Raw genomic sequence first — 21076 nt, 5'->3', positions numbered from 1 at the left:
TTACTAGACTGCATGCGGCGGAACTAGTCACCAAAAGAGTTAGGGCGTTCAGGTTCCGGACCCGTCCGGAACACGACGAGGGATTCCCGCATCCTGGGCGCCGAGCGGAGACGAAAACATGAACTGGACAGACGAGCGCGTCGAGAAACTCAAGAAACTCTGGAGCGAGGGCTTGAGCGCGAGCCAGATCGCGGCGCAGCTCGGCGGCGTCAGCCGCAACGCAGTCATCGGCAAGGTGCACCGGCTGAACCTGCCCGGCCGCGCCAAGGCCGGCGGCACGCAGGCCGCGGCACGCCCGAAGCGCCCGGCCCCGGCGACGCCGCGCCCGTCGAACTTCGCGGCCCGTCCGGTCACCACCCGTGCCGTCGCCCGCCCGGCCGGCAACACCATCCCCAAGGAAGAGATCGATTTCGAGACGCAGGCCGAGCAGCTCCCGGTTCCGGCCAACGGCAACAACGTGGTCGTGCCGATGTCGCGCCGGCTGGAGCTGACCCAGCTCACCGAACGCACCTGCAAATGGCCGATCGGCGACCCGCTCAACGACGACTTCCACTTCTGCGGCAACGAGTCCCCGGACAACTCGCCCTACTGCACCTACCACCAGCGCCTCGCCTACCAGCCCTCGGCCGAGCGCCGGCGGATGCGGTAACGTTTCCCACGGCAGGACATGCGATGCGGGCCCGAAAGGGTCCGTTTTCGTTTGCGGCGCAGGATAGCCCCTCATCCGCCGGCCCCGCACAAACGCAAACAGGCCCCTGAGGGCCCATTTCCGTCCTTGGGAGGAATCCCGTTCGCTCAGGCCTCCAGCGAATAGCCCGCGCCGCGCACGGTGCGGATGACGTCCTGCATGTTGGCGAAGTTGAGCGCCTTGCGCAGGCGCCCCACATGCACGTCGACGGTGCGTTCGTCGACATAGATGTCGTGGCCCCAGACGCCATCGAGAAGCTGCGAGCGCGAGAAGACGCGGCCGGGCGAGGTCATCAGGAATTCCAGGAGACGGAACTCCGTCGGGCCGAGGCGGACCTCGCGGGTGCGGCGGTGGACGCGGTGTGTCTCGCGGTCGAGCTCGATGTCGCCGCAACGCAGCACCGTCGAGACAACCTCGGGCTTGGCCCGGCGCAGCATCGCCCGCACGCGGGCGACGAGTTCCGGCGTCGAGAAGGGCTTGACCACATAGTCGTCCGCGCCGGTGGCAAGGCCGCGCACGCGCTCGCTCTCCTCGCCGCGCGCCGTCAGCATGATGATCGGCAGGCGCTCGGTTTCCGGACGCTGGCGCAGGCGCCGGCACAGTTCGATGCCGGAGACGCCGGGCAGCATCCAGTCGAGGATGAGGAGGTCCGGCATGCGCTCCTGCAAGCGCATCTCGGCCTCGTCACCGGAGAGGATCGTATCGACCTCGAAACCTTCCGCTTCCAGATTGTAACGCAGGAGGACGCTGAGAGCCTCCTCGTCTTCCACGACGGCAATTCTGGGCACCATGAAGCGAATCCTGCTCTCTTTACTCGGACGCGTCGGCGACGCCGGCCGCGACGACGGAGGTCGAGGTATCGTCCTTAGGACGCTCGCCCTCCGGCTGCGAGCCGGTCGCCATGTAGTAGATGGTTTCGGCGATGTTGGTCGCATGGTCGCCGATGCGCTCGATGTTCTTGGCGCAGAACAGGAGATGCGTGCAGGGCGTGATGTTGCGCGGGTCTTCCATCATGTAGGTGAGGAGCTCGCGGAACAACGAGGTATAGATCGCATCGATCTCGTCGTCGCGCTCGCGGATGGCCTTGGCCTTCTCGATCGAGCGGGTGGCGTAGACGTCGAGCACTTCCTTGAGCTGCATCAGCGCGAGCTCGGCGAGGTGCTCGAGGCCGCGGGCCAGCTTGCGCGGCATGCCGGAGCTCTGGACGGCGATGACGCGCTTGGCGGTGTTCTTGCCGAGGTCGCCGACGCGCTCCAGCTCGGCGGCGATGCGGATCGCCCCCATGATCTCGCGCAGGTCCGCCGCCATCGGCTGGCGCTTGGCGATGGTGACGATCGCCTTGTCGTTGATCTGGCGTTCGGCGGTGTCGAGGATGACGTCCTCGGAGATGACCTTCTGGGCCAGCGCGGCATCCGTCGTGACGAGCGCTCGGACGGAATCGGCCACCATCTGCTCGGCCGTGCCGCCCATTTCGGAGATGCGGCGGGAAAGGTATTTCAGTTCTTCGTCGTAGATGGAGACGATATGGCTCGATGACATGGCTTTGTCCTTAATGCACTCGGGGTTCAGGGGTTCAGCGTCAGCCGTCAGCCGAAGCGGCCCATGATGTAGTCCTGCGTGCGCTGGTCATCCGGATTGGTGAACATCTTGTCGGTGTCGTTCTCCTCGACGAGGTTGCCGAGGTGGAACATGGCGGTGCGCTGCGAGACGCGGGCCGCCTGCTGCATCGAGTGCGTCACGATGACGATGGTGAAGTTGGCGCGCAGCTCGTGGATCAGCTCCTCGACCTTGGCGGTCGCGATCGGATCGAGCGCCGAGCAGGGCTCGTCCATCAGGATGACTTCGGGGCTGACGGCGACGGCTCTGGCGATGCACAGGCGCTGCTGCTGGCCGCCGGAGAGGCCGGTGCCGCCCTCTTGCAGGCGGTCCTTCACCTCGTTCCACAGGCCAGCCTTCTGCAGGCTCCGCTCGACGATGGCGTCGAGGTCTGCCTTCGACTTGGCAAGGCCATGGATGCGCGGCCCGTAGGCGACGTTCTCGTAGATCGACTTCGGGAAGGGATTCGGCTTCTGGAAGACCATGCCGACGCGGGCGCGCAGTTCCACGACGTCGATCGCCGGATCGTAGATATCGTCCGTGTCGAGCGTGATGCGGCCGGTGACGCGGCAGCCGTCGATCGTGTCGTTCATGCGGTTCAGCGTGCGCAGGAAGGTCGACTTGCCGCAGCCCGACGGGCCGATGAGGGCGGTCACGGTATACTCGCGGACGTTCAGGTTGACGTCGTAGAGGGCGCGCTTGTCGCCGTAATAGACCGAGACGTCCTTGCCGATCATCTTGTAGGAAATGTCGTTCATTTTCTTGTCCAGCGCTTTCTCGACTGCTGCTTCTGACATCATGTTCATAAGACCGGTCCTTCTACCAGCGCCGTTCGAAACGGCGGCGCAACAGGATAGCGCCAACATTCATGAGGATGAGGAAGATGAGGAGCACGATGATGGCCCCGGACGTGCGCTCCACGAAGGCGCGCTCCGCCTCGTTTGCCCACATGTAGATCTGCACCGGAAGGGCCGTCGCCGGATCCATCGGCGTTGCCGGCACATCGGCGACGAAGGCGACCATGCCGATGAGCAGCAGCGGTGCGGTTTCGCCGAGCGCGTGGGCAAGGCCGATGATCGTGCCCGTCAGGATGCCCGGCATGGCGAGCGGCAGCACATGGTGGAACACGGTCTGCATCTTCGAGGCGCCGAGGCCGAGGGCCGCCGAGCGGATCGACGGCGGTACGGCCTTCAGCGCGGCGCGGGTCGCGATGATGATCGTCGGCAGCGTCATGAGGGTCAGCACCAGGCCGCCAACGAGGGCCGCCGAGCGCGGGAAGCCCGCGAAGTTGACGAAGACGGCAAGGCCGAGAAGACCGTAGACGATGGAGGGCACGGCGGCGAGGTTGTTGATGTTCACCTCGATAAGGTCGGTGAAGCGGTTCTTCGGGGCGAACTCTTCGAGATAGATCGAGGCGGCGACGCCGATCGGCAGCGAGAGCACGAGCACGATCAGCATCATGTAGAGCGAGCCGATGGCCGCGACGCCGACGCCGGCGGCTTCAGGACGGCTGGATGCGCCATTGGTGAAGAGGCCGGTGTTGAAGTGCTTGGCGAGCGCGCCGCTTTCGGCGAGCGTGTTCATCCAGCCGACCTGCTTGTCGGAGACCTTGCGGTTGTTTTCCGGCACGGCGAGGTCGATCTGGCCCTTGAAGGCGGAATCGAGGTCGCCGTGCGCGAGGAAGGTCACGGTCCGGGTCGTGCCGATGATCGACGGATCGGTGGTGACGAGATTACGGAACTGCACGCGGACGCTGTCCGAGATCATGCCGTTGACCGCCCTCAGGCCGGCACGGTCGTCTTCGCCGACGCCCAGCACCTTGGCGAGCGCATTGCGCGCAACGACCGGATAGTTGGCCGAAACCAGCTTCTGTGGGTTGGTGGCGCGCTCGTTGTCCTTGTCGATGATCTCGGCGGAGAACTCGACCGGGATGGTGATCATCGTCTGCTGGAACGCGGTGTAGCCCTTGGAGACGACCGAGAAGAGCAGGAGGAACAGGAAGAGGAGACCGAAGGCGATCGCTGCCATGCCGTAGAGGCGGAAGCGGCGCTCTGCGGCGTAGCGGCGACCGAGGCCGATATCGCGGCGTTCGGGTTTTGCGGTGACGCCGAGGGCGGTCATCGAGGGGCTCGTGGAGACCTGGCTCATTCGTACTGCTCCCGGTATTTGCGCACGATGTAGAGGGCGTAGATGTTGAGGCAAAGCGTGATGACGAAGAGCGTGATGCCGAGCGCGAAGGCCACCAGCGTCTGCGGCGAGGTGAATTCGAGGTCGCCCGTCAGCTGGTTGACGATCTTGACCGTCACGGTCGTCATCGGCTCGAAGGGGTTGAGCTGCATGCGGGCGGCAACGCCGGCGGCCAGCACCACGATCATGGTTTCGCCGACGGCGCGGGACGCGGTCATCAGAAGCGCGCCGACGATGCCAGGAAGAGCGGCGGGCAGGATAACGCGCTTGATCGTTTCCGAGCGGGTGGCGCCGAGGCCGAGCGAACCGTCACGCAGCGCCCGCGGCACGGCGGTGATGATGTCGTCGGACAGCGAGGAGACGTAGGGGATCAGCATGATGCCCATGACGAAACCGGCCGTCAGAACGCTCTGCGCCTGGATGAAGCTGGCATAGTTGCCGGTGACGAGGCCGCTCAGCTGGGCGGAGATGTCGCGCAGGAACGGGCCGACGGTCACCAGGGCGAAGAAGCCGTAGACGATGGTCGGGATGCCGGCGAGCACTTCGAGCAGCGGCTTGGCCACCGAGCGGACGTGGCGCGAGGCATATTCCGACATGTAGATGGCGGCGAAGAGGCCGACCGGCACGGCGACGAGCATGGCGACGAAGCCGATATAGAGGGTGCCGGCGAGCAGCGGGATCAGGCCGAACTGGCCGGAGGAATCCGTGGCGCCGGCGGCGGCGAAGCGCGGGTCCCAGGTCGTGCCGAAGAAGAACTCCCAGGCCGGGACCATGTTGAAGAAGCTGATCGCTTCCGTCGCCATCGACGCGACGATGCCGACGGTCGTCAGGATCGCGATGGACGAGGCGACGATGAGGCCGACCAGCATGACGCCCTCGACGCGGTTGCGGGCGCGGAATTTCGGCGCGATCGCGCGGTAGGCGAAGGCACCGCCGGCAAGCGCGGCGATCACGACGAGGATCGACAGGAACGTGCTGCTTGCCGTCGTCATACGGTTGAGGTCGTCGGCGGCCGTCAGCATGTAGGGCGCCGGGTCGGCCGCGAGCGGCACGCCCTTGCTGCCCAACACCTCGCGGGCGGCGGTGCCGTCCTTGAACAGCGCATCGCGCTCTTCCGCCGAGAGCAGCTTGAAGCCGCGGGCAATGGCGCCGATCATGTTGTAGTTGAGGTTCTGCGTCGCCTGCGGCTCGGCCTTCACCTCGTCGGGGAAGCCGCCGCGCACCGCCGAACCGATATAGATCGGGCTCGCGATGATCCAGACCAGCAGGATGGCGATGGCCGGCAGCATGGACCAGATGGCGACGAAGGAGCCGTAGTAGCCCGGCCGGGAATGCAGACTGGAAAGCTTGCCGCCGGCAAGCGCGTTGGCGCGCCAGCTGCCGATAAGATAGCCCACCACGCCGATGACGGCGACGATAAGCAGTAGAAGGGAAATACTCATTGAGAAAATTCTCCCGGCGAGATCATCCGCCCTGAGCGTGCCGAGTGCCCGCCCCGACCGTTCGACAAGGCGCCCCATTCCCGGTCGAAGAACATGACGTGGGCGAAACCGCCCAAAGGGAGCGGCCGGCGCGGCATTCTTGCGAAATACCGTGCCGGCCGACGTTCATTACATGATCTTGCCGTCGGCGAAGGTCTTGCGGATCTCTTCGCGCTCGGCATCCGGAGCGGCGACGAGGCCGTATTCAGCCAGCGGGGAGTCAGGGCCGATCATGTCGTCGCTCGTGAAGAACTCGACATATTCCTTCAGGCCCGGGATGACGCCGAGATGTGCCTTCTTGACGTAGAAGAACAGCGGGCGGGAAACCGGGTATTCGCCCGAAGCGATCGTCTCGGTCGACGGAACGATGCCGTTGACGGTGGCGACCTTCAGCTTGTCGGCGTTGTTCTCATAGAAGGAGAGGCCGAACACGCCGATGCCGGACTTGTTGGCAGCGATGCGGGCGAGCGTCTCGGTGTAGTCGCCGTCGATGTCAACGGCCAGGCCATCCTTGCGGACGGCTACGCACTTGGAGAGCTGTTCCTTCTCGTCAGCGACGGCCGCCTTGATGACGTCCTGGGCGCCCGAGTCCTTGCAGCCGTGAGCGAGGATCTTCTCTTCGAAGACTTCGCGCGTGCCGTGCTTTTCGCCGGGGATATAGGCGGCGATCTCGACGTCCGGCAGGTCCTTGTTGACTTCCGACCACTTCTTGTAGGGGTTGGCGACGAGCTTGCCGTCGACGACGACTTCGGCGGCGAGCGCCTGGTAGAGATCCTTCGGCTCGAGCTTCAGGTCGGCATTGCCGGCGTCGGTGGCGAACACGATGCCGTCATAGCCGATCTTGACTTCCTGGATCTCGGTCACGCCGGCTGCCTTGCAGGCCTCCACTTCGCTGTCCTTGATCGGGCGCGAGGAGTTGGCGATGTCGATGGTGTTCGGGCCGACGCCCTTGCAGAATTCCTTCAGGCCGCCGGAAGAACCACCGGACTCGACGATCGGCGTCTTGAAGTCGGGGAAGGTCTCGCCGAACGTCTCGGCGACGATCTTGGCGTAGGGAAGAACGGTGGACGAGCCGGCGATCTGGACCTGGTCGCGCGCAACGGCAACGCCTGCGAATGCGGCGGAGGCAACGAGCGCCGCAACAGTGAGCTTAAGAGATTTCATCTGGGTTCTCCCGAAGAGGACGTGTGTGGTGCGCTGTTCTGCGCTCTCTGCCGTTGACCGGCGGCCCTTCTCTAAACCCCGATCGCCCTCCCTTTTATGTCAGTTTGACGAAACATTTGTGACACAACAAATATCTGAAATTGCTGCGCTATTTTCATCGGGACGACAGGAGCGCCATCCTTTGTGTCAGAATTTGACGGTGAAGACCGTGCCCTTGCCCACCTCGGACTTCACCACGAGGCGCGCCCGGTGGCGGGTGAGGATGTGCTTGACGATGGCAAGGCCGAGGCCTGTGCCCTTCTTGGACCGGCTCGCTTCCACGTTAACCCGATAGAAACGTTCGGTGATGCGCGGCACATGCTCCGGGGGAATGCCGGGGCCGTAATCGGTGACGGAGAATTCGACGGGAACGTCGCCGCCGCCGGAAAGCACGACATCCACCCGCTTGCCCTCCTGGCCGTATTTGCAGGCGTTTTCGATCAGGTTCTCGAAGACCTCGACCAGTTCGTCGCGGTCGCCGGGAACGGTGACCGGGTGCTTCGGCAGGTCGAGCGCAACCTCCACCCCGAGATCGGAGGCGAGCGGCTGCAGGCTGTCGCGCACATGGCCGAGCAGCGGCACGAGATCGACGGTCTGGTCCAGCGTCAGGTTCGAACGCAGCTCAAGGCGGGAGAGCGAGAGCAGGTCGTCGACGAGGCGGCTCATGCGCGTCGCCTGCTCGTGCATGATGCCAAGGAAACGTTCGTGCGCCTTCGCATCGTTCTTCGCCGGGCCCTGCAGCGTCTCGATGAAGCCGCGCAGCGAGGCGAGCGGGGTGCGCAGCTCGTGGCTGGCATTGGCGACGAAATCGGACCGCATGCGATCGATACGGCGGGCCTGCGAGACGTCGCGGAAGGTCAGCAGCCACAGGGGCTCGCCCGCCCGCTCGGCGAGCGGCGCGATGCGCACGACATAGACCGTTTCCGACGGCAGACGCTCGGCATGCTCGGTCTCCCGCGTCTGGCCGCTGGCGATCGCGTCGCGCACCATGTCGAGGATACCGGGCGCGCGGATGCGGCCGGCCAGGTCGCTGCCGCGCGGGATCACGCCGAAGATCGCCTCGGCCGCGCGGTTCTGCAATTTGACCGTCTCGCGGCCCGAGAGCAGCAGGGCGGGCGCATCGAGCGCGCCGAGAACCGCGGCAATGGCGGAAAGGTCATCGGCAGGCGGGACGGCGGCCTGAACCTCCGGCACCGGACTGGCGGAGGCCGCCATGGTCCTGCCGCCGGCCTCCACCAGGCGCCGTTCCGTGCGCAAGAGGCCGGCAATGACGAGCAGGAGGACGGCGAAGGACACCCAGCCGAGATGCAAGCCCGCGAGCCACATCATGAAGCCGACGAAAACGGCCGAGGCAATGAGCACCCGCTCGCCCCACAGTTGCGCCGCCAGCCAGCCGAGACCCGTCCGCTGATCCGTCACCGCCACCCATTCCCTCGCAAGCATCCCGTCCTCCGCGGCCTCCATCGATTCTCCATGGATAGCGCGGCTTCATGACATGTTTTTCACGGCGCGCTTGAATTCGCAATCCGGTTGTGGCCACCTGCGGCGATGCGGCATCAGCCGCGCCCCGTGATTTCAAGGAGTGGACGATGGCGGAAAAGGTCGAAAACCGGGTCGTTGAACTGGACATCGGCGGCAAGAAGCGGGTGTTCGATATCGACGATCCGAAGCTGCCCGACTGGATCGAAGACAAGGCCTTCGGCTCCGACGACTATCCCTACGACAAGAAACTCGACAACAAGGACTACGAAAGGACCCTGAAGCTGCTGCAGATCGAGCTGGTCAAGGTGCAGTTCTGGCAGCAGAAGACCGGCAAGCGCGTGATGGCGGTATTCGAGGGGCGGGACGCGGCCGGCAAGGGCGGTGCGATCCACGCCACCATGTCCTACATGAACCCGCGCTCCGCGCGCATCGTGGCGCTGACGAAGCCGACCGAGACCGAGCGCGGCCAATGGTATTTCCAGCGCTATGTCGCGACCTTTCCGACATCGGGCGAATTCGTGCTGTTCGACCGCTCCTGGTACAACCGCGCCGGCGTCGAGCCGGTGATGGGCTTCTGCACGCCGGAGCAATACGAAAAATTCCTGAAGGAGACGCCGCGCTTCGAAAAGATGATCGTCGCGGAAGACATCCAGCTCTTCAAGTTCTGGCTCAACATCGGCCGGGAAATGCAGCTGAAGCGCTTCCACGACCGCCGGCACGATCCGCTCAAGGTCTGGAAGCTCTCACCGATGGACATCGCCGCGCTCAACAAGTGGGGCGACTACACGGACAAGCGCGATCGCATGCTGAAGGAAACCCATACGGACCACGCCCCCTGGACCGTGATCCGCGCCAATGACAAGCGCCGCGCCCGCATCAACCTGATCCGCCACATCCTCGGGACGCTCGACTACGAGGGCAAGGACGAGAAGGCGATTGGCGAGATCGACAAAAAGATCGTCGGCGCGGGGCCGGGCTTCCTCAAGTAGGCGGCAGGCGGCTCATTCGCCCGGCAGGATGCGGACGGCGTAGAGGTTCACGCTCGCATCCCCGCCGGTGATGTCGCTGTTCAGCACGAGATGGCCCGGCTCGCTCGGCGAGAGCGAGCGGTCGAATTCCACCTGGAACAGGATGTCGGTCCGCTCCGACACGGTGAAGCGATGGCGGCCGCAGCCGCCCATGGTGGAGAAATCGCATTCGACCGCGACCTGCACCGGCTTGCCGTTGACCGACTGCACGGTCATGGCGATCGTCGAGGTCTTGCCGCCCATCTCGCCGAGGATTTCGGGCGAAACCTCGATCAGCACCGCGCCCTCGCGCTCCGGATTGGTGGAGGTTACGCGCACGGCAGGCCCCTCATTGGTGCTCACCGCCTCGAAACGGCCCGACGTGCCGGCGGACAGCCGTGCCGCATCGCCCGGCGAGAACACGGCCCGCCAGTCGGAGGAGAAGCGGCTCTGTGTGTCGAGCGCCTTCTTGATGGGGTCCTCGCCGGAAAAGTCCTCGCCGGAAACGGTGGCCGGCGGCGTCGAGCCGTCCGCGCCGCTGCGCAGTTCCTGGAGCAGGCCGCTCGTCTGCACCCACCAGGCAAGCGCACCGCCGGCGGCAATCAGCGTCGCCACGACGAGCAGGAAGGAGAACAGCCGGCCGCGCCGCTTGCGCGCCTTGGCGACCCGCTCGGGACGAAAATCCGATGCCTCGCTGGCGGCAGCGGCAGCGGAGGCCGTATTCGGCGTGCTCTTGGCAAAGCCGTCCTCGCGTTCGGGGCGGAGGGCACCGATATCGCTTGCCGCCGACGGCCGATCCGCCTCCAGGCGCGGCTCGGGGCGATCCTCCCGCTCGGCGCGCAGCACCGGTTCCGGCCGTGCCTCGACCGCCGGCTCGACGCGAACCTCGCGGGCCGGCGCCGCCGAAAGCTGCGCGCGCTCTTCCGCCTCGATCTGGTGAATGGTGGCTTCCAGCCGGTGGCGCTGGCCGGCGATCGTCTCGGGGTCGTTGATCTCCTGCTTGCGCAGGCCCGCCTCCAGCGCGTTGCGCGCCGACTGGTAGATCCGCGCCCGAACTTCGGCATTGGCGCGTTCCGAGCGCGCCAGCGCGTTTCTGATTGCCGTCTCCAGTCCGCTCACATCCGACCCTTCTGCGGGAGCCGCGCGAGACCGCGGCCATGATACACTGTGGAACGAGCTCCACTTTCCGGCTTTCGTTAGCATTTGCGTAACGTTTGCCGGGAATTTGCGCAAGCCTTCCAGCCGAAACTGCCCCTGCTTGGCCGGGGATAAGCGCCGCGACGGGGCGATGGATCGCGTGCGGCGGGCCCGCTGGCGCAGGTCACGGCAATCCTCGCCCCCTGCGCAGACGCCCGCCATTTGTCGCGGACAGACACTTCATTCATGTGCCCGCACTCACCTCCGCTCCGCCGTCAGGGGAGGCACGCCTGGTGCGTTCCTGGTGCGGACAATGCCGCGGGGCGTGTCCCTCCTTGCAGAAGGCAATCGCCCATGGAGTTCGACGTTACCGTTCTCCCCTTCCGCTCCGCAGGGAGAAGGGAGAGGCGCCTCAGCCCCATATGCGATCGCCCTGCTCCTTGCAGGAAGAGATTGCGGCTCCGATGCGATGCCCGGTATCGCGAGGGATAGGTTTCCCTGGGATTGCGGGCGCAAGCCCGTTTCGCGCTTCTGGCGCACATGCTCTCGAAGCCCCGCCGCAACCGCCGTCCCACCGCCCCTTTTCAGCGGGAGTGCTCGCTGCTATGGTTTTGACGTTTACGAAAACGTCAAAACCATACAGGACATCCCTCATGGCCCTGCCCGCGATCCTCAAGGACAAGCTGCGCCTGCCCGTCATCGGCGCGCCGCTCTTCATCGTCTCGCATCCCGCGCTGACCCTTGCACAATGCAAGGCCGGTGTCATCGGCGCCTTCCCGGCGCTGAATGCGCGCCCGGAATCCCAGCTCGACGAATGGCTGGCGGAGATCACCGAGGGCCTTGCCGCACACGATGCGAAGAACCCCGGCCACCCCGCCGCCCCCTTCGCCGTCAACCAGATCGTCCACCGCTCCAACAAGAGGCTGGAGCACGACCTCATGATGTGCGTGAAATACAAGGTGCCGGTGGTCATCTCCTCGCTCGGCGCGGTGCCGGAGGTGAATGCGGCGATCCACTCCTATGGCGGCATCGTGCTGCACGACGTCATCAACAACCGCCACGCCAATTCGGCGATCCGCAAGGGGGCTGACGGCCTGATCGCGGTGGCCGCCGGCGCTGGCGGACATGCCGGCACCCTCTCGCCCTTCGCGCTGGTCCAGGAGATCCGCGAATGGTTCGACGGCCCCCTCCTCCTTTCCGGCGCGATCGCGACCGGCGGCGCCATTCTCGCGGCGGAGGCGATGGGCGCCGACATGGCCTATATCGGCTCGCCCTTCATCGCGACGAACGAGGCGCGCGCGAGCGAGGCCTACAAGCAGACGATCGTCGACAGCGCGAGTGCCGACATCGTCTATTCCAACTATTTCACCGGCATCCACGGCAACTACCTGAAACCTTCCATCGCTGCCGCCGGCCTGGATCCCGACCATCTGCCGGAAGCCGACCCTTCCAAGATGGACTTCGACAAGGCCACCACCGGGGCGAAGGCCTGGAAGGACATCTGGGGCTGCGGCCAGGGCATCGGCGCGATCAAGGCCGTCGCCCCCGTCGAGGACCTCGTCGCCCGACTGGACCGCGAATATCACGCGGCCAGGGGCCGTCTCTGCGCCGCATGACCCGCCCCGATCCGCTGCACCGCACAGGAAAAATGCGGAAGTTGAAACTCCCCGCTTGAAATCTCCTCCCATTGCGGTTATCAGCGCACCCATTCCGGTCCCGACACGCTTCGGGACCCGGCAAGGGCCGCTTTAGCTCAGTCGGTAGAGCACATCATTCGTAATGATGGGGTCACGTGTTCGAGTCACGTAAGCGGCACCACTCACTTCCAAACCCGTAAAATGCCTGTTCACGACGCGGTCGGCGCGTCGGATATCTGTTTTTTCAGGCGGGTGGCGGCCATGGCGTAGCCGCCGGCGGCGCCGTCGATGAAATGCATGTGGTCGCGCCGGAGCGCCGTCGGCACGATACAGGTCATCAGCGCCGAATCCTGCCGGTGCAGGCCGAAATGGCAAATGCCGGCGCCTGCGGCCTGCTCCAGCCGGGCCTCGATCTGTCGAAACCGTGCCGGGTCGATGTCGATGGTCATCTTCAAGCCATCGTCGAACTTGCGGAAATCCGCGTTCCGGGCCACATCCCGGCGGTACGCCTTGGGGTCGAAGCGGCCGAGCGTCAGGCCGAGGCGGTAAAGGCCGGCGGTCAGGAGATGCTGCCCGAGGATGACGAACCAGTGCCGGATGCGCCCTCCCTTCGGGGCCGCCTTCGTTTCCACCGACAAACCGGCGCCGGACAGGCCGATCTGCGGGCCCTCCGGCGCGATCGGATGGCCCTCCCGCTCCTCGCCGCCGGCCAATGCGACGATCTCCAGGACCAGGGCTTCGAAGGCCTGCGCGTTGCCCTGTCCGGCGGGAAGCGCGATGATCGAGACGATGTCGCCGCGGCGGGAGCGGATCGGGTTCCATCGACAGGAGAGGCCGGTAAGGTCCGGATGGGTCTCCGGCGGTGCCGGCGGCACGGCAAAGCGTCCCTCCTTCATGCACGCTTCGGCCCAGCTCGACCCGCCGCCGGCAAACATCGCGTAGGAAACGTCCGGGGTGACCTGGAACCGTGCGACGCGCACTTCGCGCCCGGCGGCGATGATCTCGGCGACGGGAACGAGCGCGACGCGCAGCGTCAGCCCGAGTTCCTTGCCGACCCAGTTCTGCACCGCCGAAAGGGCACTGCGCGCCCTTTCGGCACCGGACGGCGGCACGGCGACGATGGCGCCGTCACCGCCGAAGACGAAGGGAAGATCGTTGTTGCCGAGCGCATTCAGGACCGCCGAGATGACGCTGGCGCCGGCCATGTTGACCGCCTTGTAGCGGCCGGCCTCGATCGCGCCGGAGGAATCGACGATATCCGCCGTCGCCAGCGCCCAGCCGGCCGGCAGCGCATGATAGTTGTGGCTGTCCGCAACGCCGGCGAAATCGACGAAGACGGGAAGCGCGCTGAAGAATGTTTCGCTGGAAAGCTCGTTCATGCCGCAAGGCTACCATATCGGCGCGGGGCAGACGACGGTGGTTCGGCCAGGAGCGGAGAACCGCCTGTCGCCGGCAACGTGCCTGGAACACAGGCGCCTGGGGCGAAGCACACCGGCCTTCGACCGCGCGAGGCAGGAAGGCCCGCCGGAACCGGCGGGCTTGCGGGATGCAGGCGGTTTCCTCCATCGTGCGGCCGGCGCATGCGCTGAGGGCTGCCAGCCCGGTCAGCCGACCTTGTGTTCCGGATCGAGCCTCGAGCCGGTGTCGGACGGCGGCTCGATGATGATCGGCGACGGCGCTTCGGTGGCATCCACCTCACGGATCCATTCGCGCCAGATGGCGACGAGGAGGGCCATGAGGACGGGACCGATGAAGAGGCCGAGGAACCCCATGGTCTTCACGCCGCCGATGAGGCCGAAGAAGGTGGGCAGGAACGGCAGCTTGATCGGACCGCCGACGAGGCGGGGCCGCAGCGTCTTGTCGACGATGAAGAGCTCGACCGATCCCCAGACGAAGAGGGCGAGGCCCGCGACGGGCGAGCCGCTGGAGACGAGATAGATGGAGACGAGCGTGAAGGAGAGCGGCGCACCGCCGGGGAAGAGCGCCATGATGCCGGTCAGGACACCGAGCGTGACGGCCGACGGCACGCCGGCGATCCAGTAGGCGATGCCGAGCACGATGCCTTCGCCGATGGCGATCAGCGTCATGCCGGTGACGGTGGAGCTGATCGTCGCCGGCACGATGCGCGAGATGCGCTCCCAGCGCATCGGCAGGATGCGCTCGCCCAGCCGATCCACCTGGCCGGCGAAGGACTGGCCGTCGCGATAGATGAAGAAGAGAGCGATCAGCATGAACAGCATGGCGAGCAGCAGGCCGAAGGCCTTGCCGCCGGCCGCCAGCGCAACCCGGTAGATATTGCCGATATTGGCGCCGCTGACGATCTGCGTCAGCTCGCCGATGGCCCCCGGGTGATCGAGGAAGCGCGTCCATTGCATGTCGAGCCAGCCGCCGATCACCGGCAGCGCGCCGATCCAGTCCGGCGTCGGCGCGCCGGTGCGGTTCGTCTCGACGGCCCAGCCGATCCAGTCGCGGATCTCGTGGAAGGCATAGGTCGAGGCGATCATGATCGGCCCGACGATGAAGGCGAGGATCAGAAGGATGGCGATGGAGGCGGCGAGCGTGCGATTGCCGTTCACCTGGGCGAGCAGGCGCGAATAGAGCGGCCAGCTGGCAAAGGCGATGACGAGCGCGGCAAGCACCGGCACGACGAAGCCGTGGAAGAAGTAGATGCCGGCGAACACGATGAGGACGAGGAGCCAGCGCGCCGCCGAGATGGGCGATATGAGCGCGACGCTGCTCGGGCGCGCCGCGCCGAGAAACCGGGGCTCACTTCTGCGATGTTCCGAATGCAGCAAACTCGTCCACTCCCTTGGGGCCGGGCTCCGGCCGACTGTCTAGATAAGGTGTATCCCAAGAATGTTAAACATATACGTGGTTTTTTTGGCGGGGCGCGCCGAGAGGTCGCAGACGGGCGCGATCGCCCGTTCACGAAAGATGGAACGGCAGGCCGCAGGTGGATTGTTGACGTTTACGTCAATGTAAGTTACCGATGACCCTTGATGACGCTTGCCAAAAGCTTCATCCTGTGTGCATCGGATGGTTGGAGGACCCTTCGGTGCCGGCGGGACCGCGCGCAAGAGGAGGAACATCATGTCGGCCACGATCCAGGACACTTCCCCGCAACCGACCGGCCGTTTCTGGCTTGCCTCCTACCCGGAAGGCATGGCGGAGGCGATCGCCCCGCTCGAACATGCCTCGATCGGCGCCCTCGTCGAGAGCTGCTGCGCGCGCTATGCCGATCGCCCGGCCTTCACCAGCATGGGCAAGACGCTGACATTCCGCGATTTCGAGGCGGCCTCGGCCCGGATCGGCGCCTGGCTGCAGGCAAGGGGCCTCGAAAAGGGCGACCGTGTCGCCGTCATGATGCCGAACATCCTGCAGAACCCGGTGATCATCTTCGGTATCCTGCGCGCCGGGTTCGTCGTGGTGAACGTCAACCCGCTTTACACGCCGCGCGAGCTCGAACACCAGCTGAAGGATGCCGGCGCCAAGGCACTGTTCGTGCTGGAGAATTTCGCGAGCACCGTGGCGCAGGTCGTCTCACGCACGGCCGTCAGGCATGTCGTCGTCGCCACGATGGGCGACATGCTCGGGCTCAAGGGCCTCATCGTCAACCTCGTCGTGCGCAAGGTGAAGAAGCTCGTGCCGGCCTGGTCGCTGCCGGGCCATGTGCCGTTCACCCAGGTGACGGCGGAAGGCGCGCGCGGCACGCTGAAACCCGTCGACATTGCGCCGGACGACACCGCCTTCCTGCAATATACCGGCGGCACGACGGGCGTTTCGAAAGGCGCGACGCTGACCCATGCCAACCTGCTCTCCAATATGGAGCAGATCAAGCTGTGGATCGAGCCGACCTTCCATATCAAGAAGCGGCCGGACCAGCTCGTCTTCATCTGCGCGCTGCCGCTCTACCATATCTTCGCCTTGACGGTGAACGGGCTGATGGGCATCGCGCTCGGCGGTCACAATGTGCTGATCGCCAATCCGCGCGACATCCCGGCCTTCGTCAAGGAGCTGGCGAAATACCGGGTGCATATCTTCCCCGGGCTCAACACGCTGTTCAACGCGCTGATGAACAATCCGGACTTCGCCAAGCTGGACCTTTCCGGCCTCGTGCTGACGCTCGGCGGCGGCATGGCGGTGCAGCGGCCGGTCGCCGAGCGCTGGCAGAAGATGACGGGCTGCGCCATCACCGAGGGCTACGGCCTTTCGGAGACCTCGCCGGTGGCGACCGCCAACCGCTTCGACAAGCCGGAATTCACCGGCACGATCGGCCTGCCGCTGCCCTCGACGGACATCGAGATCCGCGATGACGACGGCAGGACGCTGGCGCTCGGCGAGGTGGGCGAGATCTGCATCCGCGGCCCGCAGGTCATGGCCGGCTACTGGCAGCGGCCGGACGAGACGGCCAAGGCGATGACCCCGGACGGCTTCTTCCGCTCCGGCGACATCGGCTTCATGACGCCGGAGGGCCTTATCAAGATCGTCGACCGCAAGAAGGACATGATCCTCGTCTCCGGCTTCAACGTCTTCCCGAACGAGATTGAGGAAGTGGCGATGTCGCATCCCGGCATTCTCGAATGCGCGGCGATCGGCGTGCCGGACGAGCATTCCGGCGAGGCGGTGAAACTCTTCGTGGTGCGCAAGGACCCCGCGCTGACCGAAGCGGACGTGAAGGCCCATTGCGCGGCGAACCTGACCAACTACAAGCGGCCGAAATTCGTCGAGTTCCGCAACGAGCTGCCGAAATCCAATGTCGGCAAGATATTGCGCAAGGATCTCCGGGGCTGATGTGCGCCCCGGTTAAACCGATTTAATTTTTTCGCCAAGTGGCATTTGCGGTCTTGATTTGCTCCTGCCAAAGCGACTAGCTAGCCGGCATCGTCCCAAGCCAAGGAAGACGCCGATGAACGCGCTTGTCGAAAAGCTGAAATCCATCGTTCGCGATACCAACGCCACAGACATAAGGGCTGCCTTCGCGGCCGATCCGCAGCGGTTCTCCCGCTACAACGCCACGCTCGGCGACCTCCTCTTCGATTATTCCAAGTGTGCGGTCAACGACGCGGTGCTCGACGGGCTGGAAGCACTCGCCCGGCACGCGGACGTGGAGGGCAAGCGCGACGCGATGTTCTCCGGCGCCATCATCAACATCACGGAGGAGCGCGCGGTGCTGCACACGGCGCTGCGCAACCGCGCCAACACGCCGGTGCTCGTCGAGGGCAAGGACGTCATGCCGGATGTCAACGCCGTGCTCGACGCCATGGGCGCCTTTGCCGACGGCATCCGCTCCGGCGCGCTGAAAGGCGCGACGGGCAAGAAGATAACCGACGTCGTCAACATCGGCATCGGCGGCTCGGATCTCGGCCCCGTCATGGCGACGCTGGCGCTCGCCCCCTATCATGACGGTCCCCGCCTGCATTTCGTCTCGAACATCGACGGCGCGCATATCGCCGACACGCTGAAACTTCTTTCGGCCGAAACCACGCTCTTCATCGTCGCGTCGAAGACCTTCACGACGATCGAGACGATGACGAATGCCGCGACGGCGCGCAGGTTCATCGCCGATGCACTCGGCGAGGCGGCGGTCGGCAGCCATTTCTGTGCGGTCTCCACGGCGCTCGACAAGGTCTCCGCCTTCGGCATCGAGGGAAACCGCGTCTTCGGCTTCTGGGACTGGGTCGGCGGGCGCTACTCGATCTGGTCGGCTATCGGCCTGCCGCTGATGATCGCCATCGGCAAGGAGAACTTTGCCGCATTCCTCGCCGGCGGCCACGCGATTGACACGCATTTCCGCGAAGCGCCGATCCGGGAAAACATCCCGATGCTGCTCGGCCTCATCGGCTATTATCATCGCAACGTGCTGGGTTATCCCTCACGCGCCATCCTGCCCTACGATCAGCGCCTGTCGCGCTTCCCGGCCTATCTCCAGCAGCTCGACATGGAATCGAACGGCAAGTCCGTGACGATGGATTCGACGCCGGTCGAGGGCCAGACCGGCCCGGTCGTCTGGGGCGAGCCCGGCACCAACGGCCAGCACGCCTTCTACCAGCTCATCCACCAGGGCACGGCGATCATCCCGGCGGAATTCATGATCGCGGCGAACGGTCACGAGAAGGACCTGCGCCACCAGCACCAGCTCCTGATCGCCAATTGCCTGGCGCAGTCCGAAGCCCTGATGAAGGGCCGCACGCTGGCCGAGGCCAAGGCGCAGCTCACCTCGAAGGGCATGGACGAGGCGAAGGCGGACAGGATCGCCCCGCACCGCGTCTTCTCCGGCAACCGCCCGTCGATCACCATGGTCTATGACAGCCTGACGCCCTTCGCGCTCGGCCGATTGATTGCCCTTTACGAACATCGTGTCTTCGTCGAGGGCGCGCTCTTCAACATCAACTCCTTCGACCAATGGGGCGTGGAGCTCGGCAAGGAACTGGCGACGGGCCTGCTGCCGGTCGTGGAAGGCAAGGAAAGCGCCGCGGGGCACGATTCCTCGACAGCCGGCCTCGTGGCCGCGCTGCTGAAGGCGGCGACGTAGTCTCAGCGCAGGCTGAGGCGGCGTGCCGCGAATGCATCGCGCGGCACGCGGGCGAGGTTGCCCAGGAACTCGCGGGCGCAGGCGCGCCAGCTATAGGCCATGGCACGGCCGCGCGCGGCCTCCTTGGGGATGTCGAGTGCGGCAAGGGCCGCTTCCCGCAGATCCTCCGACAAGGCGCCGCCCTCGCCCAGAACGTCCCGCGGGGCCGTGACCGGAAAGGCGGCGACCGGAACGCCGCTTGCCAGCGCTTCCAGCATGACATTGCCGAACGTGTCCGTGCGGCTCGGGAAGACGAAGACATCGGCAGCGGCATAGATCGCGGCAAGCTCCTCGCCGGTCTTGCGGCCGAGGAAATGCACGTCCGGATACCGCTGGCGCAGCGCGGCAAGGTCCGGCCCGTCGCCGACGACGACCTTGCTGCCCGGCAGGTCGAGGCCGAGGAAGGCGGGCAGGTTCTTTTCCACCGCCACGCGCCCGACATTCAGGAAAACGGGCCGCGGCAGGCCGAGATCGCGGCGCCGCGCCGGATCGAACAATTTCGTATCGACGCCCCGCGACCAGCGCTTGATGCGCACGAAGCCCCGCGCCGCCATTTCCGCCCCGAGCGACTTGGTCGCCACCATCATGCCGTTGCCGGCATTGTGGAAGCGGCGCAGCCACCAGTAGCTAAGGCTTTCCGGGACGGGCAGGCGCGCGCTGATGAATTCGGGAAAGCGCGTATGATAGGCCGTCGTGAACGGCAGGCGGCGCTCCAGGCAGGCGCGCCGTGCCGCCATGCCGAGCGGGCCTTCGGTGGCGATGTGGATATAGTCCGGCGCGATCTTCTCGATCTCGGCCAGGACACGGCGCTTCGAGGCTATGGCGAGCCGGATCTCCGGATAGGACGGCAGCGGCACCGTGGTGAAACCCTGCGGCGTCAGGAAGGCAACCTCGATACCCTCCTCCGCCATCGAGCGGGCCAGCTCCTCCAGCGTATGGACCACGCCGTTCAGCTGCGGGTGCCAGGCATCCGTGACGACGAGGATGGTGGGCGCCGGGCCGTTCGGGCGGGCGGCATCGGGCGAATCTGGAGCGGTGTGATCGAGCATGGCCCCTTTGACCACGCTGCGATGACAGGCGGATGAAGGCGCACTTTGGGCCTGGCACGCCCTTTTCGGGGTGCGCCCGTCGGCTTAAGCCAGCCCGATTTCCTTGGCCCAGGGCGGGTTGGCGCCGGCGCGCGAGACGGTGACGGCGGCGGCCTTGGCACCGAGCGCCAGCACCTTGGCGATCTGGTCTTCATCGAGCCGGGCGACCTGGTACTTGGTGAGGAGGTTCTGCATCTTCAGCGAGGCGAGCACGCCTGCATCGAACGTATCGCCGGCACCGACCGTGTCGACCACGCTCACGCGCTCGCTCGGCACGATGACCTTGTGGTTCGCGCTGTAGCCGACGGCGCCTTGCGCGCCGCGCGTGACGACCACGAGCTTGGCGCCATGATGCAGCCAGTGGCGGGCAAGCGCCTCCTCGTCCCCCTCGAGGCCGAACCAGGCGAGGTCCTCGTCGGAGAACTTGACGATGTCGGCCATGGCCGCCATGCGGCGGATGCGGCCGAGATGGGCGTCCTTGTCCTTGATGAAGCCGGGCCGGATGTTGGGATCGAGCGAGATGACGCGCTTTTCGTGCTCGCGCCGCAGCAACGCCTCGTAGGTGGAGCCGCAGGGCTCGGGAATGAGGCTGATGGCGCCGAAATGCAGCGCCTCGCAGTCATCGCCGAGAAGCGGCAGCTCCGCCTCGGTGATCATGCGGCCGGCGGTGCCCTCGTCATAGAAGGCATAGCTGGCGTGGCCGTCGACGAGCTTGACGAAGGCGACCGTCGTCGGGCGCGAAAGCGTTGCGCAATAGCTGTAGTCGACGCCGCTTTCGCCGAGCGTCCTGCGCAGGATGTCGCCCATCATGTCGTCGGAAAGGCCGGTGAAGAAGCCGGTCGGCACGCCGAGGCGGCCGAGCGCGATCGCCGTGTTGAAGATCGCCCCGCCGGCATAGGGTGCATAGGCATCCTCGCCGAGCGTTGTCGTCCGCGGCAGCATGTCGATCAGCGCTTCACCACAACACAGGATCATTCCCGTTCCTCCCTAGGCAATTCC

General features: G+C 65.7%; 17 protein-coding genes and 1 tRNA gene. 6 read left to right on the top strand and 12 right to left on the bottom strand.

What is annotated here, in order from left to right; genetic code table 11:
- The first annotated feature begins 118 nt into the window (after positions 1-118).
- On the top strand, positions 119-649 hold the full coding sequence (locus tag AABQ55_RS04785) for a GcrA family cell cycle regulator (RefSeq protein WP_244767333.1): 531 nt from the start codon (positions 119-121) through the stop codon (positions 647-649).
- Between the two features lie 146 nt (positions 650-795).
- On the opposite strand, the gene phoB is transcribed toward AABQ55_RS04785, so the two are convergent.
- The 7 genes from phoB to phoR form a co-directional block, all read right to left on the bottom strand.
- Positions 796-1479: a phosphate regulon transcriptional regulator PhoB gene (gene phoB / locus AABQ55_RS04780; protein ID WP_244767332.1), complete on the bottom strand. Its 684-nt coding sequence runs from the start codon at positions 1477-1479 to the stop codon at positions 796-798.
- A gap of 19 nt (positions 1480-1498) precedes the next feature.
- Positions 1499-2227: a phosphate signaling complex protein PhoU gene (gene phoU, locus AABQ55_RS04775; protein WP_244767331.1), complete on the bottom strand. Its 729-nt coding sequence runs from the start codon at positions 2225-2227 to the stop codon at positions 1499-1501.
- Between the two features lie 47 nt (positions 2228-2274).
- Positions 2275-3090, bottom strand: a complete 816-nt coding sequence (gene pstB, locus AABQ55_RS04770) for a phosphate ABC transporter ATP-binding protein PstB (RefSeq protein WP_272804268.1) — start codon at positions 3088-3090, stop codon at positions 2275-2277.
- A 13-nt stretch (positions 3091-3103) separates the two neighbouring features.
- A complete protein-coding gene (gene pstA, locus AABQ55_RS04765; RefSeq protein ID WP_244767329.1) occupies positions 3104-4432 on the bottom strand; it encodes a phosphate ABC transporter permease PstA in 1329 nt (442 codons plus the stop codon).
- Positions 4429-5913: a phosphate ABC transporter permease subunit PstC gene (gene pstC / locus AABQ55_RS04760; RefSeq protein ID WP_244767328.1), complete on the bottom strand. Its 1485-nt coding sequence runs from the start codon at positions 5911-5913 to the stop codon at positions 4429-4431. The genes pstA and pstC overlap by 4 nt, the downstream gene beginning before the upstream one ends.
- 168 nt (positions 5914-6081) lie before the next feature.
- A complete protein-coding gene (locus AABQ55_RS04755; RefSeq protein ID WP_244767327.1) occupies positions 6082-7116 on the bottom strand; it encodes a substrate-binding domain-containing protein in 1035 nt (344 codons plus the stop codon).
- Between the two features lie 186 nt (positions 7117-7302).
- Positions 7303-8598: a phosphate regulon sensor histidine kinase PhoR gene (gene phoR, locus AABQ55_RS04750; RefSeq protein ID WP_272804267.1), complete on the bottom strand. Its 1296-nt coding sequence runs from the start codon at positions 8596-8598 to the stop codon at positions 7303-7305.
- A 146-nt stretch (positions 8599-8744) separates the two neighbouring features.
- On the opposite strand from phoR, the gene ppk2 reads away from it, so the two are divergent.
- Entirely contained in the window at positions 8745-9626 is an 882-nt protein-coding gene (gene ppk2, locus AABQ55_RS04745) for a polyphosphate kinase 2 (protein WP_272804266.1), read from the top strand.
- Between the two features lie 12 nt (positions 9627-9638).
- Here ppk2 and AABQ55_RS04740 read toward each other — a convergent pair whose 3' ends face one another.
- Complete coding sequence (locus AABQ55_RS04740; protein WP_244767324.1) at positions 9639-10763, bottom strand: biotin transporter BioY; 1125 nt, start codon at positions 10761-10763, stop codon at positions 9639-9641.
- Positions 10764-11434: 671 nt separating this feature from the next.
- Between AABQ55_RS04740 and AABQ55_RS04735 the strand changes: the two genes are divergently transcribed.
- Together AABQ55_RS04735 and AABQ55_RS04730 are read left to right on the top strand one after the other, a co-directional pair.
- The gene (locus AABQ55_RS04735; RefSeq protein WP_272804265.1) at positions 11435-12397 is read left to right on the top strand and encodes an NAD(P)H-dependent flavin oxidoreductase; all 963 of its coding nucleotides are present in this window, start codon (positions 11435-11437) and stop codon (positions 12395-12397) included.
- A 126-nt stretch (positions 12398-12523) separates the two neighbouring features.
- Positions 12524-12599: transfer RNA gene (locus tag AABQ55_RS04730), tRNA-Thr, on the top strand.
- 28 nt (positions 12600-12627) lie between these two features.
- Here AABQ55_RS04730 and AABQ55_RS04725 read toward each other — a convergent pair.
- On the bottom strand, positions 12628-13797 hold the full coding sequence (locus AABQ55_RS04725; protein WP_272804264.1) for a DUF3095 domain-containing protein: 1170 nt from the start codon (positions 13795-13797) through the stop codon (positions 12628-12630).
- Between the two features lie 225 nt (positions 13798-14022).
- Complete coding sequence (locus AABQ55_RS04720) at positions 14023-15213, bottom strand: AI-2E family transporter (protein ID WP_272804263.1); 1191 nt, start codon at positions 15211-15213, stop codon at positions 14023-14025.
- 295 nt (positions 15214-15508) lie between these two features.
- Here AABQ55_RS04720 and AABQ55_RS04715 point away from each other — a divergent pair, with 295 nt between their 5' ends.
- Entirely contained in the window at positions 15509-17209 is a 1701-nt protein-coding gene (locus AABQ55_RS04715; RefSeq protein WP_272804262.1) for a long-chain fatty acid--CoA ligase, read from the top strand.
- A 115-nt stretch (positions 17210-17324) separates the two neighbouring features.
- On the top strand, positions 17325-18950 hold the full coding sequence (pgi, locus tag AABQ55_RS04710) for a glucose-6-phosphate isomerase (RefSeq protein WP_272804261.1): 1626 nt from the start codon (positions 17325-17327) through the stop codon (positions 18948-18950).
- A 2-nt stretch (positions 18951-18952) separates the two neighbouring features.
- Here the strand turns inward: pgi and AABQ55_RS04705 are convergent, their stop codons facing one another.
- Together AABQ55_RS04705 and AABQ55_RS04700 are read right to left on the bottom strand one after the other, a co-directional pair.
- The gene (locus AABQ55_RS04705) at positions 18953-20038 is read right to left on the bottom strand and encodes a glycosyltransferase family 4 protein (RefSeq protein ID WP_272804260.1); all 1086 of its coding nucleotides are present in this window, start codon (positions 20036-20038) and stop codon (positions 18953-18955) included.
- Between the two features lie 84 nt (positions 20039-20122).
- Complete coding sequence (locus AABQ55_RS04700) at positions 20123-21052, bottom strand: carbohydrate kinase family protein (protein WP_244767301.1); 930 nt, start codon at positions 21050-21052, stop codon at positions 20123-20125.
- Between the last annotated feature and the right edge of the window lie 24 nt (positions 21053-21076).

Source organism: Shinella sp. WSD5-1, from assembly GCF_963942435.1.
In the GTDB taxonomy this organism is placed as follows: Bacteria; Pseudomonadota; Alphaproteobacteria; order Rhizobiales; family Rhizobiaceae; genus Shinella; species Shinella yambaruensis.
This window is presented reverse-complemented; position numbering and strand designations above follow the sequence as displayed.

What these genes read in the sequence shown, in the direction of transcription:
- phoR (WP_272804267.1), bottom strand. Translation starts at nt 8,598, where the DNA reads ATGCTTGCGAGGGAATGGGTGGCGGTGACGGATCAGCGGACGGGTCTC.
- AABQ55_RS04700 (WP_244767301.1), bottom strand. Translation starts at nt 21,052, where the DNA reads ATGATCCTGTGTTGTGGTGAAGCGCTGATCGACATGCTGCCGCGGACG.
- phoB (WP_244767332.1), bottom strand. Translation starts at nt 1,479, where the DNA reads ATGGTGCCCAGAATTGCCGTCGTGGAAGACGAGGAGGCTCTCAGCGTC.
- AABQ55_RS04705 (WP_272804260.1), bottom strand. Translation starts at nt 20,038, where the DNA reads ATGCTCGATCACACCGCTCCAGATTCGCCCGATGCCGCCCGCCCGAAC.
- pstC (WP_244767328.1), bottom strand. Translation starts at nt 5,913, where the DNA reads ATGAGTATTTCCCTTCTACTGCTTATCGTCGCCGTCATCGGCGTGGTG.
- phoU (WP_244767331.1), bottom strand. Translation starts at nt 2,227, where the DNA reads ATGTCATCGAGCCATATCGTCTCCATCTACGACGAAGAACTGAAATAC.
- ppk2 (WP_272804266.1), top strand. Translation starts at nt 8,745, where the DNA reads ATGGCGGAAAAGGTCGAAAACCGGGTCGTTGAACTGGACATCGGCGGC.
- AABQ55_RS04715 (WP_272804262.1), top strand. Translation starts at nt 15,509, where the DNA reads ATGTCGGCCACGATCCAGGACACTTCCCCGCAACCGACCGGCCGTTTC.
- AABQ55_RS04785 (WP_244767333.1), top strand. Translation starts at nt 119, where the DNA reads ATGAACTGGACAGACGAGCGCGTCGAGAAACTCAAGAAACTCTGGAGC.
- pgi (WP_272804261.1), top strand. Translation starts at nt 17,325, where the DNA reads ATGAACGCGCTTGTCGAAAAGCTGAAATCCATCGTTCGCGATACCAAC.
- pstB (WP_272804268.1), bottom strand. Translation starts at nt 3,090, where the DNA reads ATGAACATGATGTCAGAAGCAGCAGTCGAGAAAGCGCTGGACAAGAAA.
- AABQ55_RS04755 (WP_244767327.1), bottom strand. Translation starts at nt 7,116, where the DNA reads ATGAAATCTCTTAAGCTCACTGTTGCGGCGCTCGTTGCCTCCGCCGCA.
- AABQ55_RS04725 (WP_272804264.1), bottom strand. Translation starts at nt 13,797, where the DNA reads ATGAACGAGCTTTCCAGCGAAACATTCTTCAGCGCGCTTCCCGTCTTC.
- AABQ55_RS04735 (WP_272804265.1), top strand. Translation starts at nt 11,435, where the DNA reads ATGGCCCTGCCCGCGATCCTCAAGGACAAGCTGCGCCTGCCCGTCATC.
- pstA (WP_244767329.1), bottom strand. Translation starts at nt 4,432, where the DNA reads ATGAGCCAGGTCTCCACGAGCCCCTCGATGACCGCCCTCGGCGTCACC.